This is a genomic window from Bacillus sp. LBA3-1-1.1 (assembly GCF_040676495.1).
In the GTDB taxonomy this organism is placed as follows: Bacteria; Bacillota; Bacilli; order Bacillales; family Bacillaceae_G; genus Bacillus_A; species Bacillus_A nitratireducens.
Genome location: NZ_JBEGIB010000002.1, coordinates 117458 through 132161, shown reverse-complemented (window position 1 = coordinate 132161; position 14704 = coordinate 117458). Strand labels below are relative to the sequence as shown.

14 protein-coding genes, 1 pseudogene and 1 other annotated feature are annotated in these 14704 nt (G+C 35.8%); of the genes and pseudogenes, 9 read left to right on the top strand and 6 right to left on the bottom strand.

Features of this window, described 5'->3' with window-relative positions; genetic code table 11:
- Positions 1–148: 148 nt before the first annotated feature.
- Entirely contained in the window at positions 149–652 is a 504-nt protein-coding gene (locus MRBLBA3_RS03930) for a DinB family protein (RefSeq protein WP_363379896.1), read from the top strand.
- A gap of 106 nt (positions 653–758) precedes the next feature.
- On the opposite strand, the gene MRBLBA3_RS03925 is transcribed toward MRBLBA3_RS03930, so the two are convergent.
- From MRBLBA3_RS03925 to MRBLBA3_RS03915, 3 genes are all read right to left on the bottom strand, one after another.
- Positions 759–956, bottom strand: coding sequence for a hypothetical protein (locus tag MRBLBA3_RS03925; protein WP_098777796.1), 198 nt, complete (start codon positions 954–956; stop codon positions 759–761).
- Positions 957–1324: 368 nt separating this feature from the next.
- On the bottom strand, positions 1325–1765 hold the full coding sequence (locus MRBLBA3_RS03920; RefSeq protein WP_071734618.1) for a Dps family protein: 441 nt from the start codon (positions 1763–1765) through the stop codon (positions 1325–1327).
- Between the two features lie 193 nt (positions 1766–1958).
- Positions 1959–3392: an alanine/glycine:cation symporter family protein gene (locus MRBLBA3_RS03915; RefSeq protein ID WP_363379829.1), complete on the bottom strand. Its 1434-nt coding sequence runs from the start codon at positions 3390–3392 to the stop codon at positions 1959–1961.
- 410 nt (positions 3393–3802) lie between these two features.
- On the opposite strand from MRBLBA3_RS03915, the gene MRBLBA3_RS03910 reads away from it, so the two are divergent.
- The 7 genes from MRBLBA3_RS03910 to MRBLBA3_RS03880 all read left to right on the top strand — a co-directional run bounded on the left by MRBLBA3_RS03910 (position 3803) and on the right by MRBLBA3_RS03880 (position 9879).
- Complete coding sequence (locus MRBLBA3_RS03910) at positions 3803–4300, top strand: cation:proton antiporter regulatory subunit (RefSeq protein WP_001026076.1); 498 nt, start codon at positions 3803–3805, stop codon at positions 4298–4300.
- On the top strand, positions 4301–5500 hold the full coding sequence (locus MRBLBA3_RS03905; protein WP_002129832.1) for a cation:proton antiporter: 1200 nt from the start codon (positions 4301–4303) through the stop codon (positions 5498–5500).
- 81 nt (positions 5501–5581) lie between these two features.
- Complete coding sequence (locus tag MRBLBA3_RS03900) at positions 5582–6175, top strand: DedA family protein (RefSeq protein ID WP_363379894.1); 594 nt, start codon at positions 5582–5584, stop codon at positions 6173–6175.
- Positions 6176–6313: 138 nt separating this feature from the next.
- Positions 6314–6748 carry a DUF3920 family protein gene (locus MRBLBA3_RS03895; RefSeq protein WP_000422809.1) on the top strand — a complete coding sequence of 145 codons (435 nt, stop codon included), beginning with the start codon at positions 6314–6316 and terminating at the stop codon, positions 6746–6748.
- Positions 6749–6862: 114 nt separating this feature from the next.
- A complete protein-coding gene (locus MRBLBA3_RS03890) occupies positions 6863–7273 on the top strand; it encodes a MarR family winged helix-turn-helix transcriptional regulator (protein WP_000642652.1) in 411 nt (136 codons plus the stop codon).
- Between the two features lie 51 nt (positions 7274–7324).
- Positions 7325–8023 carry a pirin family protein gene (locus tag MRBLBA3_RS03885; RefSeq protein ID WP_016130809.1) on the top strand — a complete coding sequence of 233 codons (699 nt, stop codon included), beginning with the start codon at positions 7325–7327 and terminating at the stop codon, positions 8021–8023.
- Positions 8024–8229: 206 nt separating this feature from the next.
- Complete coding sequence (locus MRBLBA3_RS03880) at positions 8230–9879, top strand: M4 family metallopeptidase (protein WP_363379826.1); 1650 nt, start codon at positions 8230–8232, stop codon at positions 9877–9879.
- Positions 9880–9922: 43 nt separating this feature from the next.
- Here the strand turns inward: MRBLBA3_RS03880 and MRBLBA3_RS03875 are convergent, their stop codons facing one another.
- Positions 9923–10240, bottom strand: a complete 318-nt coding sequence (locus MRBLBA3_RS03875; protein WP_002124161.1) for a metal-sulfur cluster assembly factor — start codon at positions 10238–10240, stop codon at positions 9923–9925.
- Between the two features lie 474 nt (positions 10241–10714).
- The gene (locus MRBLBA3_RS03870) at positions 10715–11533 is read right to left on the bottom strand and encodes a class I SAM-dependent methyltransferase (protein ID WP_363379823.1); all 819 of its coding nucleotides are present in this window, start codon (positions 11531–11533) and stop codon (positions 10715–10717) included.
- A 115-nt stretch (positions 11534–11648) separates the two neighbouring features.
- Positions 11649–11921 (top strand) — a binding site (T-box leader).
- A gap of 50 nt (positions 11922–11971) precedes the next feature.
- Between MRBLBA3_RS03870 and metG the strand changes: the two are divergent.
- A pseudogene (metG, locus tag MRBLBA3_RS03865) lies at positions 11972–13605 on the top strand (methionine--tRNA ligase).
- A gap of 43 nt (positions 13606–13648) precedes the next feature.
- On the opposite strand, the gene MRBLBA3_RS03860 reads toward metG, so the two are convergent.
- Complete coding sequence (locus MRBLBA3_RS03860) at positions 13649–14551, bottom strand: EamA family transporter (protein ID WP_363379821.1); 903 nt, start codon at positions 14549–14551, stop codon at positions 13649–13651.
- Positions 14552–14704: the final 153 nt, after the last annotated feature.

The window sequence follows — 14704 nt, the reverse complement described above, 5'->3', positions numbered from 1 at the left end:
TGGAAGATAGCGAATGTTTTTATGAAGTTAATAGAGGTTTTTTTAATCGAAATCAGAATAAATTTTATAGATGTAATCCTTTGGGAATTTTTAATCAGCTATGCATCATAATCTAATCATTAAAATGAAAATTGGAGGAGAAATGAGCATGGGTCGTTCTGTATTAAAAATGTATAACTACCACTTATGGGCAAATGAAGTTATTTTAAATCGCTTAAAAGAACTACCGCAAGACATTTTCCATAAGGAAGTTAAGAGTGGTTTTTCTTCGGTGGCAAAAGTAATGTCTCACATCTACCTCACAGATTTAGCCTGGTTTGAGATTATTTCTGGTAAAAGCATGAGTGATGCAATGGTACAAACAGACCAATTGAAAGAACAGCTGGAAACAAAAAATATTGAGGAAATGGAAACTAGTTTTTATGAATTATCTAAACGATATAAAGAACTTTTAAGTAGTCAACAAAATTATGAAAAAGTGTTTGAGGTTGATAATCCATATGCTGGGCTCCTGGATACGACGGTTTCTGAAACAATACTACACGTCGTCACCCACGGAGCATATCACCGTGGGAATATAGCCACAATGTTGCGGCAAATGGGTCATACCTCTGTTATGCAAGATTTTGGACTATTTCTATATTCAAAATGAATTCTTTTTATTTACCATAGAATATGGGTTTTTATGATGTTTTTGGGGACTGCTTTTATTAATGGTTTAAGCTTAATTATGCAATATAGAATAAAGGCATTCCATATTATTTCGGAATGCCTTTATTGTTATTGTTATTTTGTTTTTTATACAGGTACCAGCCACCCCAGCCGCCACCAATCGCTACAACAACGAGGAAAGCATAGTCTTTAACCTCGACACGTATATTGAAAATATTAGCTATAAGTAAGACAATCCCAACTGTTATTAACGCAAAAAATGCTCTAATTAAGTAGTCTTTCAACTGAACCACTCCCGCCATTTAAGTAGTAAATGATGAATATGGAAAAGCTTTTTGGATCTATTTTACTAAAGGGTGTTTCCTATATTTTAACATAAAAGGGATTGTGATATATTGATAAAAGTAGAAAAGATGAGTGCTAATATTGTCGTGTTTTGTCGGTACATTAGAAAAATCGCTGATATAATTTCAGTACGATTACTTCATAAAAAAAGCGCCTCTGAACGAGCCGCTTCCGCTTTAAGTATTATCCAGCTCCAGCGGCTAGAATGTTCGGTGGCTTTGCTTTTTCCTGCGAGGCAAAGAGCGCCTCTACGTCAAAAGCTCCATCCCTCTCACATTCTGAGCAAGCCGCTTCCGCTTTTAATATATTATTGATTCAAGAACGCACGTAGCATCCAAGCGTGTTTTTCTAGTTCTGTGTAGATGCCTAGTAGTAGGTCAGATGTCATTTCGTCGTCAGATTCTTGAGCGATTTCCATGCCTTTTTTCAGTTCAGTTAGCATCATTTCGTAGTCTTTCATGATTGCTTCGACCATCCCTTCTGCAGTTTCTCCGTAAGCTGCTTCTTGAATAGAAGATAGTTCTAAGTATTCTTTCATTGTTGCTACTGGTTTGCCGCCAATTGCTAAAATACGTTCTGCGATTTCATCGATGTGAGTAGCTGATTCTGTATAAAGCTCTTCGAATTTCTCGTGTAATGTGAAGAATTGAGGTCCTTTTACGTACCAATGGAAGTTGTGTAGTTTTGTAAATAAAACGCTCCAGTTTGCTACTTGTTTGTTTAATACTTCGATTACTTGTTTGTTCATTATGATCAATCTCCTTTTGAGTTGTTATGTTATATCAATTACTAATTTATAATTATTGTAATCTAGTAATTTGTATAAATCAACCCTTTTGCTGGAATTAATTTGAACAAATTATGAACTGTTGTAAATAAAAATCCCTATTACTGTGAAGTAATAGGGATTTTGTTTGATATATAGATTCTGCTTTTAATTATTATACTGCTTTTTTATTCTCTTCTATATCCTGTCCATCCCAGCACTCTGTATTCTGTAAGCCAGGGATAGAACTTGCAACGAAAACAGGATCTTTTCCTTGTTTCTTTTGCTTTATATAGTCTACTAATGCCGCATAGGCGAACTTGCTAAGGAATGAGATGGCAATTAAGTTTGTAAATACCATTAGTCCCATAAAGAAATCAGCTAAACTCCAAACCGTTTGAAGGGCAGCGATAGATCCGAAGAACACCATTCCGACAACTGCAACACGATAAATCAGTAACCATGTTTTGCTTTCTTTAATGAATGCGATGTTTGTTTCACCATAATAGTAGTTTCCTAGTAAAGAACTGAAAGCGAATAGGAAAATAATAATCGCTAAGAAAGTGCTTGCCCACGGTCCAATTTGTGAACTTAATGCTTGTTGTGTTAATTCAATACCTTCTAAATTTGATCCTTTGTAAAGTCCAGAACATAATACGATAAACGCTGTTGATGTACATACTAAGAATGTATCTACGAAAACACCTAATGCTTGAACAAGTCCTTGTTTTACAGGGTGAGATACATCTGATGTTGCTGCTGCGTTAGGGGAGCTACCCATACCTGCTTCTGTCGCGAATAAACCGCGCTGAATTCCGAATTTGATTGCTGCTCCAATACCACCAGCGATAGCTTGGTCTAAACCGAATGCGCTGTTAAATATTTCTGTGAAAATGCTTGGTAACATATTGAAGTTGTTAATTACGACAAAAATAGCCACACCAATATAAATGATCGCCATTGGCGGAACGATCATTTCTGTAATACGTGAAATGCTCTTGATACCACCAAAAATAATAACTGCAACTAATAAAGCTAATAGAGCTCCTACAATCGTTCGCTCTAGTCCAAAAGCATTTTCAAACGCTATTGTTACTGTATTTGCTTGTACAGAATTGAAAATTAATCCGTACGCAACTGTAATAAGAAGTGAAAACCAAACACCCATCCAGCGTTTGTTTAATCCTTTTTCCATGTAATATGCTGGTCCACCACGGAACCTGCTTCCATCTTTTACTTTATAAATTTGCGCGAGCGTACATTCTACGAAACTAGTAGCTGCTCCAAGGATAGCGATAAACCACATCCAAAATATTGCGCCGGGTCCACCCATTGAAATGGCTAATGCTACACCAGCTAAGTTTCCGATACCGATACGTGCCGCTGCACTTAAGCAAAATGCTTGGAATGGAGAGATGCTATCTTTCTTTTTTTCTTTTCGGTTAAATCCTTTACTAATTAAACTGACCATCTCACCGAAATGAGTAATTTGGACAAATTTTAATTTGAAAGAGAAATAAAGACCGAAGCCGATTAGCATTGCAATAAGAATATATGACCATAAAATATTATTCGTTACCTCAAGGAATCTGCTAAAGATATCAATCATATAATACACTTCCTTTTTTTCGTAATAAGAAAATTATATGCAAAAAATATACCAGAATCAATTTTTCTAAAAAATCACGTTACTTAAATGTATTTTATGTTATGATTATGTTACATCGTAATATTTTTAGAATTATTTACATTTTAAAAAACTAAATTTAAAGCGAAAAAGAGGGGATAATTTGAAAGAAGAATCTTTATTGAAAGTAAGTCTTAAGAGTTTGAAAATGAGAAGTAATTTATTTTTTATCATTACATCTTTAAGTATCTTTTTAGGAGCCACTTATTATTACAATAAAAAATTCCCAAATCACAGGTATCCTGAATGGTTAGAATTTCTAAAATGGATTGGATGAATAAAAGACTGAAAAACAGAAAATTCAAATAAAAATCGTTGTGGAGGAGCTAAATATGAATATTAGAGAAAGTGAACTTCCGGGTATTGGTTACAAATTTCAAATCGTTACGAAAGGTAACGAAAAGATGGTGATTGTCATTCATGATGATGGGCGTAGAGAAATGTATCATTTTGATTCAGACCATGAAGAAAGCATCTCAAGTATTTCATTACGTGACTCAGAGGCAAGACAAATTGCAGCAATATTAGGTGGAATGGTATATAAGCCTAGGGCATTAGAAAATGTTGAAATGGTCTTTGAAGGTTTAGCGATTGAGTGGTTTAAAGTAGAGAATACAGCTCCAGCGATCGGAAAAACAATCGGTGATCTTGAAATAAGAAAAACATATAGCGTAACGATCATTGCAGTTATGAAAAAGAATATGAAAAAGCTATTTAATCCAGGACCAGAAACAGTAATTGAAGAAGGAGATATGCTTGTAGTTTCGGGTGAGAGAGAAGAAATTAAAAAAATTATTAATGAGTTACTTTCGAATAGGGGGACTGACTAGATGGATACTTTAATTTTTGAAGTTGGTACAGCTTTAGTTTTAGTAGCAATTGCGGCAGTAATCGCTGGAAAGTTTAAATTCTCAGTAATACCTTTTCTAATTGTTCTTGGCATGTTAGTAGGACCGCATGCGCCGACAATAGGTGTTATCGATCTCAAATTTATTGAAAGTGCAAGTGTAATTTCCTTCCTTGGAAGGATTGGGGTTCTGTTCCTTCTGTTCTATCTAGGGCTAGAGTTTTCGATGAAAAAACTAATTAAATCTGGACGTTCTATTGCGATTGGCGGAACGATTTATATTTTAATTAACTTTTCACTTGGATTATTATACGGATTTATAATGGGCTTCCCGTTACTTGAAATCTTAATTATTGCGGGTATTATTACGATTTCTTCTAGTGCTATCGTTGCAAAAGTATTAGTCGATTTAAGAAGAACTGGTAATAATGAAACCGAATTAATTTTAGGAATTATTATGTTTGAAGATATATTCCTTGCTGTATATTTATCAGTTGTTTCTGGTTTAGTTCTAGGGGATCATGCTTCCTTCTTAGGTGCTCTTACTTCGATTGGAATTGCTTTAGGATACATGCTTCTATTCTTTATTGTGGCTAGAAAGGCTACGCCGTTATTAAATAGATTGCTCAATATTAGTTCAGATGAAATTTTCATTATTGTAGTATTTGCTTCGTTATTCTTTATTGCAGGTTTCTCGGAAACAATTCACGTTGCCGAAGCAATTGGAGCACTTCTTTTAGGATTAGTTTTCTCTGAGACAGAGCATAGTGACAGAATTGAACATCTCGTTGTTCCATTTAGAGACTTTTTCGGAGCTATTTTCTTCTTCAGTTTCGGATTAAGTATCGATCCGTTTTCATTAGGCGGGGCGATATGGTTAACGTTAGGTGCTGTACTTCTGACGATAATCGGAAATTTTGTAGCAGGGATGATTGCAGGACGACAAGCTGGATTATCGCATAAGGCGTCCACAAATATTGGATTAACAATTGTTTCAAGGGGAGAATTCTCCATTATTATGGCTAATATCGGTATCGCCGGTGGTTTAATGTCAGTACTGAAACCATTCTCAGCACTATACGTGCTTATACTATCCATCTTAGGTCCACTTCTGACGAAAGAGTCAAAGAATGTATATAAATTTTTAAATAAAATCTTTAAGTGGGATACGAAGACTAGATAAATTTTAAAAAAATAAAAGTACAAGATATTTACTGCTTGTACTTTTATTTTTTGCAATGAAAACAGTAAAGAGAGGTAAATGATGTTAGGAGAGTTGATTCATTCAGTTTTAGTTTTTTTAGAAGGACTTGGTTATTGGGGAATTATGCTTGGATTAATGCTAGAGGTTATCCCAAGTGAAATCGTATTATCTTATGCAGGTTATTTAGTATCAACAGGAAGCATTACATTTTGGGGTGCTGTCGCGTTCGGTACAATTGGTGGTGTAATCGCACAACTATTCATTTATTGGATCGGTCGATACGGAGGAAGACCTGTTCTTGAGCGATATGGAAAATATATTTTGATTCAGAAGAAACATATTGATTATGCTGAAGCGTGGTTTAATCGTTACGGAACTGGTGTTATTTTTACAGCGCGCTTTATTCCTGTTGTGCGTCATGCTATTTCGATACCAGCGGGTATTGCGAAAATGTCACACGCTAAGTTTATTACGCTAACTACACTAGCTGTTATTCCATGGTCAATTGTATTTGTATATTTAGGTTTTAAATTAGGAACAGAGTGGGAAAGTATTAATAAAGTAGCTGGGCCATATGTGAAATACTTTTCACTTGCTGCTATTGTTTGTGCAATTGGTTATTTTATATTAAAGAAAATGATGAAAAAAAAGTGATTACGGAAAAAGAATCTATGCTGACATAGATTCTTTTTTATTGTCATTTTTTAAAGGGTGAGAAAGAGTATGTTTAATATTTACCATATTGTGGCATACATATAGGAAAAGGGTGTTTGGAAAGGGGATTATAGAGAAATGGAACTCCAGTTTCAAAATGTATATCAACAAGTTGAAAATTGGTATGTGTTGGATTCGGAGCTTCCTTGGGATGTCAAAAAGTTAAGAAATGATTTATTTTCTCTTATTGAAATAAGTACAACGCCAGTTATTTTTTGTGATACGTGTGATGCGAATCATGTACTTTTAGCATTAGGAGAAGAAGAAGAAGAATTTTTATTCCCAGTAGGTGGTTTTTATCATAAAGAAAAGCAATTAATTTTCGTTTGTATGTGGGAAGAGTATGAACAAGTGCTCAAAACGCTATTGCATGAATTTAGGCATGCGATGCAGCATAAGGACGATGTACTATATGTTGGAAATGAACTATACGAAGAAAGATGGATCGAGAAGGATGCGAGGCATTTCGCGGAGAGGAAGCTAGATGAATATAAAAATAGAAATTTAATCTGAAGCATAGTGGAGAAAGGTCGCTGTGCTTTTGTTTTGTCGCTAATTAAAAATAAGTTGTTGACCTTTATTAAGTTTAGTTCTAAACTAATAGTATCAAATGAGCGAGGTGATGGAATGAAAGCAGAGGAAAGACTTGGATTACTATTATGGTTTCGTTTATCACGCTTTTATAATAGAAGTATTCGTGAGACGAATCAGCATTTGAAAAAGTGGAATGTATCTGCTGCTCAGTTTGATGTATTAGTTCAAGTTGGAGGACACGATCGTTTAACGCAGCAAGAGCTTGGAAATAAGTTATTTGTTACGAAAGGAAATGTTACTCAACTTTTAAATAAGATGGAGCAACTCGATTGGATTCAGCGTGAACAAGAAGGCACCACGAAATATATTTCCTTAACAGAAGAGGGAAAGGTTCTATATGAAGAAATAGTCCCGCCGCAAGAAACATTTCAAGCAGAACAATTTGATAAGTTAAATAGAGAAGAACAAAAACAATTATTAGAATTACTGAAGAAGTTGCAGTGATAAAAATTAAAAATAATTATCTCGACTTCGAGATAATGTGAGGTGAAGGATATGTTTAGAAAAGTTGATCATAAAAATATGGGAAGAGCAAATCACGGGTGGTTAAATACACATTTTCATTTTTCTTTTGCAAATTATTATAATCCAAACAATATGAATTTTGGAGCAGTACGTGTTATGAATGATGATTTAATAGCGGCACAAACTGGTTTTGATATGCATCCGCACCGTGATATGGAGATTATCTCTTACGTTATAGATGGTGAATTAACACATGAAGATAGTATGGGGAACCGAGGGACAATTGAGCGTGGGCATGTTCAATATATGAGTGCAGGTACTGGTGTATTTCACAGTGAGCATAACTTAGGAAATGAAACATTGCGTTTATTACAAATTTGGATTTTACCGGACCGTGATGGTCATAAACCGAACTATGGTGAGTTTAAATTTGATTGGAGTAAACGTGAAAATGAGTGGTTCCATATGGTATCTCCTTCTGATGGAGATGCACCAATTCATATTCACCAAGATGCAAATTTATATTCTTTATCATTAGAGGCTGGTAAAGAAATTCAGTTTCCTGTTCAAGAAGGGCGTCAATTATACCTTGTACAAATTGAAGGTAGCAGTGTTGTGAATGGTGAAACACTCGTAACGCGTGATGCAGCGGAGGCTGTAGAAGAAGATATTCGCATTCAAGCGAAAGAAAACTCTCATTACTTAGCGATTGAAATGAAAATGGAATAAAGTGAAATTTTAATCCATGGTGGTTTTAAGTATGTGAATAGTGGGATGAAAAGTTATAGGATAAAGGATATCGGAAACGATATCCTTTTTTGTGTGAGTTAAATTAACAGAAAAAACTTTCTCAATTTTTGGAAGCAGGTATCAGGAGAGTTATTCAGAATTTTATAAAAGTGTTAAAAACTTTTAGGGGAATGGGGAGTGTTAGATTGAAAAAGCAAGTAATTTCATCAGCATTAGCATTAACTGTTATCGCAAGTGGGTTTGGGGCATTTGGAGCAACTACGACGAAAGCAGAAGAGCAAAAAATCCAGTATCACCAAGAGTTTAAAACGCCAGCTTACATAGGTGAAGAATGGAAAGCGCCGGAAGGATTAGATAAAAAAGAGACGGTCTTTCAATATTTAGAGAGTAAAAAGGATATGTTTAAACTAGCGGGAAATATTGACAAACATTTCAATATCGTTGGTGAAGAAAAAGATGCTGAGTCTGGTACAACACATGTGAAGTTAGTTGAGAAGCATAATAACATTCCTGTGTATGGTTCAGATCAAACGGTTACGCTTGATAAAGAGAATAATGTAAAAGCATTTTTCGGACAAGTTATTCCGAGTTTAGATGATAAAAATATTCCTTCATCTGCAAGTATTAGTGCAGAACAAGCAGAAACGATTGCAAAAGCTAATATTGAGAAAGAAATTGGCAAGGTAAAGAATTATGATGGTGTGAAAAAAGATTTATATGTGTATGAAAAAGATGGTCAATACTATCTTGCATATCTTGTAAAAGCATCGGTTTCAAAACCAGCTCCAGGATATTGGCATTACTTTGTTGATGCAACAAATGGAAATGTTATTGAGAAATATAATGCTGTAGATCACATTACTGGATTTGGTTACGGAGTATTAGGCGCTAGACAATCATTTGAAATTGCTCAAGATACGAAAACAGGAGCGTTCAACTTATTTGATGGTACACGAGGACAAGGTGTCCATACATTTGATGCAGAGAATATGGATGAAAACTGGTTTAATTTATTCTCACAAATTCTTGGATATACAGGAGAAGAAGTTGTAAGTAAATCTAAGTTCTTCGAAGATAAAGCGGCAGTTGATGCGCATGTGAATGCAGGAAAAGTATATGATTACTATAAAAAGACATTTAACCGTAACTCTTTCGATGATAAAGGTGCGAGACTTATTTCTACTGTTCACGTAGGTGAATCTTGGAATAACGCAGCTTGGAACGGTGTTCAGATGATGTATGGTGATGGCGATGGTAAGACATTCATTCCATTATCTGCTGGACTAGATGTTATCGGCCACGAATTAACGCATGCTGTAACTGAACATACAGCAAATCTTGTTTATAAAGATGAGTCAGGAGCGTTAAATGAATCGTTATCTGACATTATGGGTGTCATGGTTGAGAAGAAGAGCTGGGATTTAGGTGCTGATATTTATACACCTGGTAAACCTGGTGATGCACTTCGTTCTCTGAAGGATCCAGCATCTATTCCAAACCCATTAAAACCAGGTGAGGGTTACCCAGATCACTATAATAAACGTTATACTGGAACAGCTGATAATGGCGGCGTTCATATTAACAGTAGTATTAACAATAAGGCAGCGTATTTAGTGTCTGAGGGCGGCACACATTACGGTGTGAAAGTAACTGGAGTAGGTCGTGAAGCGACAGAAAAAATTTACTATCGTGCTCTTACAAAATATTTAACTGCAAACTCTGACTTTAAAATGATGCGCCAAGCTGCACTTCAATCAGCAGAGGATTTATACGGTAAAAACTCTAAAGCTGTACAAGCTGTAACGAAAGCTTATGATGCTGTAGGAGTAAAATAATAAAAGAAAAAGACCTGACTGGATTGTCAGGTCTTTTCTTTATTTAGTCACGAATACCTAATGCGATTTTCGCCATACGTGACATACGTTCTTTTGTCCAGGGCGGATTCCATACAACGTTTACTTCTATTTCATTTACCTCGGGTACGTTCGTTGATAATATTTTTTTAACGTCTGATACGATTTGCCCAGCCATTGGACAACCGATAGAAGTCATTGTCATTGTAATGACAGCATTATTATTTTCATCTGCTGTAACGTCATAAACTAATCCAAGATTGATAATATCAACACCTAGTTCAGGGTCAATAACAGCTTCTAAGTTGGCATATAACTTTTCTTCAAAGGCTTGTTGTGACATGCGTAGCACCCCCTAAATATTAATGATATCGTTTCTCATTATAACGGATATGCGGGATAAGTGCAGTAAATAACCTCTTAAAGCTGAAAGTTGTAAATGACAAAAGGGGGTTAAAAAAGTAATCCCTCTTTATTTTAAAGATTATTAATCTATTCAATGAAAATTATAGCGGATAATGGAAAAGGGCAGATGAGTATAAGTGAATGTTATTAAAATGTATACATTTATATATCAAAAATTCTTAAATAAAAATAAGAAATCCTATTGTAATTCGAAATAACATCATGTATACTTCTAATTAGTTGATAACGATTATCACTATCAACTAAAACATTACTCTTCGTTATGTTGGTCATACCCCTTTTTGACGACGTAAGTCAGAGACGAATGTTGAAATATCTTGTGTCCTATTCTACAGAATTATGGTAATCTCCAACCTCAACTTATATGCGTAAGCATGCAAAAAAAAGGATCCTATCCGTGAAGGGATCCTTTTTTGCATGTTGTCGCAATTAATGTATATAGCCCGGGTATACGTTCTTCAATTCCTTCCGGTGAAGTAGAAGGGAAGACCCACCTTTGATGAGATCCGTGTTCTTCAATTAATTTTTCAATCTTGAAATTTGCTTCTGCCATTGCTGTAATAACTTCTCCTAGTGTCCAGCGCCTAATTTTTGTTCTCGGTACAGCAGCTTTCTGCGATTCCGTAAGGAGGATACTATAAGCTACGTCATCTTCAATAAGTTCTTCATCGAAATAATTTTCATTTGCTCGAAATGATGGATGATCTACTCCTAATAATTTTGTATAAACGGGATGGTAATCACGCAGTATAAATGTCCCATCTTGTTTTAGTAAGTGGGAGATTATATGAAAGAGTGGCTTTAAGTCTAAAAAGTAATGGAGCACGCCAAGTTCCAGTAACACGATATCAAATGACTGAGATAGATTTAGATCTAGTACATCGGAAACGATATACTGAATAGAGACGCCAGCAGCCTCGGCTAGTTCGGTTGCATATTTTTCGTTACTTGCTGAAATATCTACAACTGTTACATCGGCTCCTAAAAGAGCAAGAGCAACTGCTTTGTTACCTTTTGATCCGAGTAAATTAATAATACGCTTTCCTTTTGGAGATTGTATGTAAGGTAAATAGTAGGAGACTTCATGAACAGGATCTTGCATGAGTTTTTTTGCATATTCTGTCGGTTTGCCATGACGATTCGTCCAAGCTTCGTAAGCAGCTGCATTCCAGCTTTTTTCATTAATCGTGCTTAGTTGTTTTTGATTCAATTTTATCACTCCTTTTGTGAACATATAGTTATTCGGTGAGTGAGTGGGGTTTCCTGTTCTTTTTTGAATTAAAGTTTGATTTTTCTGTTGTTAAGTCGTAAAATACGTTTTATACATAAAAGCGTTGAAAAGGAAAAGTAGAATGGAACCATTCTTTCCAGAGAGCTTCGGTAGCTGAGAAGAAGCAAGAATATTCATTTGAACAATGGCCTTTGAGCTTCGTCCTGAACTTATCAAATGATAATAGTAGGCGGCGACGAGAGTTGGTACTCGTTATCAAAACCACAGTATACGAGCATGAATTGCTCCGTACTTGTTAAGGTTAGTTATGCGAATGACTGACGAAATAAGGTGGTACCGCGACTGTTTATACAGCCCCGCCCTTATCTTTTTTAAGATAAGGGCGGGGCTTTTTATATTTTAAAGGAGGAATATAAGATGAGTATTTTTATTGGAGGCGCTTGGCCGTATGCAAATGGTTCGTTACACCTTGGACACATTGCTAGTTTGTTACCAGGAGATATTTTAGCACGTTATTATAGGGCGAAAGGTGAGCATGTGTTGTATGTTTCAGGAAGTGATTGTAATGGAACACCGATTACAATTAGAGCAAAACAAGAAGGTGTGACGGTGAAAGAAGTTGCTGATAAGTATCACGAAGAGTTTAAGCGATGTTTTCGTAGCCTTGGTTTTACTTATGATTGCTATACACGTACAGATAGTGAGCACCATCATGAAACTGTTCAAAAAGTCTTTTTGCGTTTATTAGAAGAAGGCTATATTTATAAAAAAGTAGTTGAACAAGCTTATTGCGAAACGTGTACGCAATTTTTACCAGATCGTTATGTAGAAGGCCTTTGTCCACATTGTCATGAGGCAGCAAGAGGAGATCAATGCGATGCTTGTTCTGCCATCTTAGATCCACTCGATTTGTTAGAAAAGAAGTGTAAGTTATGTGGTAGTACGCCATCAGTACAGGAAACAGAGCACTTCTATTTTGCATTGCATAAATTTCAGCAGCAAATTAAAGCGGCTGTAGAAATTGCAAAACAAGAAGGAACATGGCGCGACAATGCGATTCAACTAACAGAAAGATATTTAAAGGAAGGGTTACAAGATAGGGCCGTATCGCGTGATTTACCAATCGGGGTTCCAATTCCAGTAGCAGGATACGAAGATAAGAAGGTTTACGTATGGATTGAAGCGGTGACAGGATATTATTCAGCAAGTAAACATTGGCTGAAGAAACAGGGAAAGCTGATCAAGGGTTTTGGGATAGAGAAGCGAAAACATATTATGTGCACGGAAAGGATAATATTCCGTTTCATTCCATCATTTGGCCAGCGGTATTACTTGGGATAGGAGAGGAAGCAACCCCAAGTTATATCGTTTCGAATGAATATTTAACAGTTGAAAAAAGAAAGCTATCGACAAGTAAAAACTGGGCAGTATGGGTACCTGATATATTAGAAAGATATAATCCAGATTCTATTCGTTACTTTTTAACAGTAAATGCACCAGAAAATCGTGATACTGATTTTTCATGGCGTGAATTTATATACAGTCATAATAGTGAATTGTTAGGTGCATATGGGAACTTTGTGAACCGAACATTAAAGTTTATTGAAAAGTATTATGATGGCATTGTGCCGAAGGGAATTATTAATGTAGAGCTGAAGGAGAAGATAGAAGGATTATATAAAAATGTAGGGGAATTGATTGAGCAAGCAAAATTTAAGGTGGCATTAGAGACAATATTTGATGCAGTACGTTTTGCAAATAAATACTTTGATGAACAGCGGCCTTGGAAACAAAGAGAAGATGCCCCAGTTTCATGTGAAGAAACGATTTATAATTGTGTTTATCTTATCGCTAATTTTGCAAATCTCCTTGAACCGTTTTTACCATTTTCAAGTGAGAAAGTTAGAAACACATTGTCGATTGTTAAACGAAATTGGGAACCTCAAAATACGTTGCCGAATAGAATTGATAGCGTGCAGCCATTATTTGAACGAATTGATGTAAAACAAATTGAGCATGAGATAGAGAAGTTATATGGAGCGGTAAAGTGAGATATAGAAAAAAGGCCTTTCAAGTAAATGAAAGGTCTTTTTTCTATGCGCTATGCACATGATTATGTTTTTTTCCTTTTCTATACGTAAGTAGCTGAGGAGTGAAAATCCCAAGCAATATAAAGATTATCCCAATCGACTGCATGAATGTTACGACTTCATGCACAAGTGTAATAGAAGCGATAATTGCTGTTGGTAATTCAGCTGCACCTAATATTGTCCCAAGCCCCGTTCCGACTTTCGGTACACCAATTGAAAAACAAATGACAGGTACAATAACTCCAAACAGTCCAAGGAAGAAAGCATATTTCCATAGGCCTGCTTGTAAAGCGCCGTCCGTTAAAAAGGTAGGCGGGAAAAATAAACATACAATAAGAGTAGCACTTGTTGTCATAAGAAAGCTTTTCGTATAAGGCGGAACATCTGTAGCGACGCGCCCGCTTGCAAATACATAGAATGAGAAAGAGACGGCAGCTAATAGCCCGAAGATAATACCTTTCGCCGAAAAGTTTTGTCCAAGTCCTTCAAATACTCCGCCAGCAAACAATGTACCAGTAAACAAAATAATAATAGATATAACTTTTTCACGGCTTGGGAATGTTCGGTTGGCAATCGCTTCGATGACTACACCAATCCAAGTGAACTGAAAGAGTAAAACGACAGCGATAGAGGCTGGCAGTTCTTCTACCGAAATAGCATAGAAAATACCTGTCATACTCATTGTGGTGCCGACTGTTAGTAACGAAAAGAATTGTTTTTTTGATGCTTTATGACGTGAAAAGAAAAGGACAAGTAAAAGTAGGCCAATCCATCCGAAGACATATTGTCCTCCTAGTAGTTGGTGTGCTGAAAATCCATCGATGAATCCAAGCTTAAAAATAGTTGAAAGTACGCCGTAGCTACAAGCGCCGAATAAAACTAATAATGAATACTTAAATTTTTCCATGAGAAAACCTCCTTATATAAAGTGAAACTTTAATCAGTGGGGGGTGTTCATCCCTCACTGATTATTAGCCCGCACCAATCGGGATAAATAAAAAACGCCCGTTATCCTAATAAGGACAACGGGCGAACGAAACAGAGTAAGAGACTCTACAAA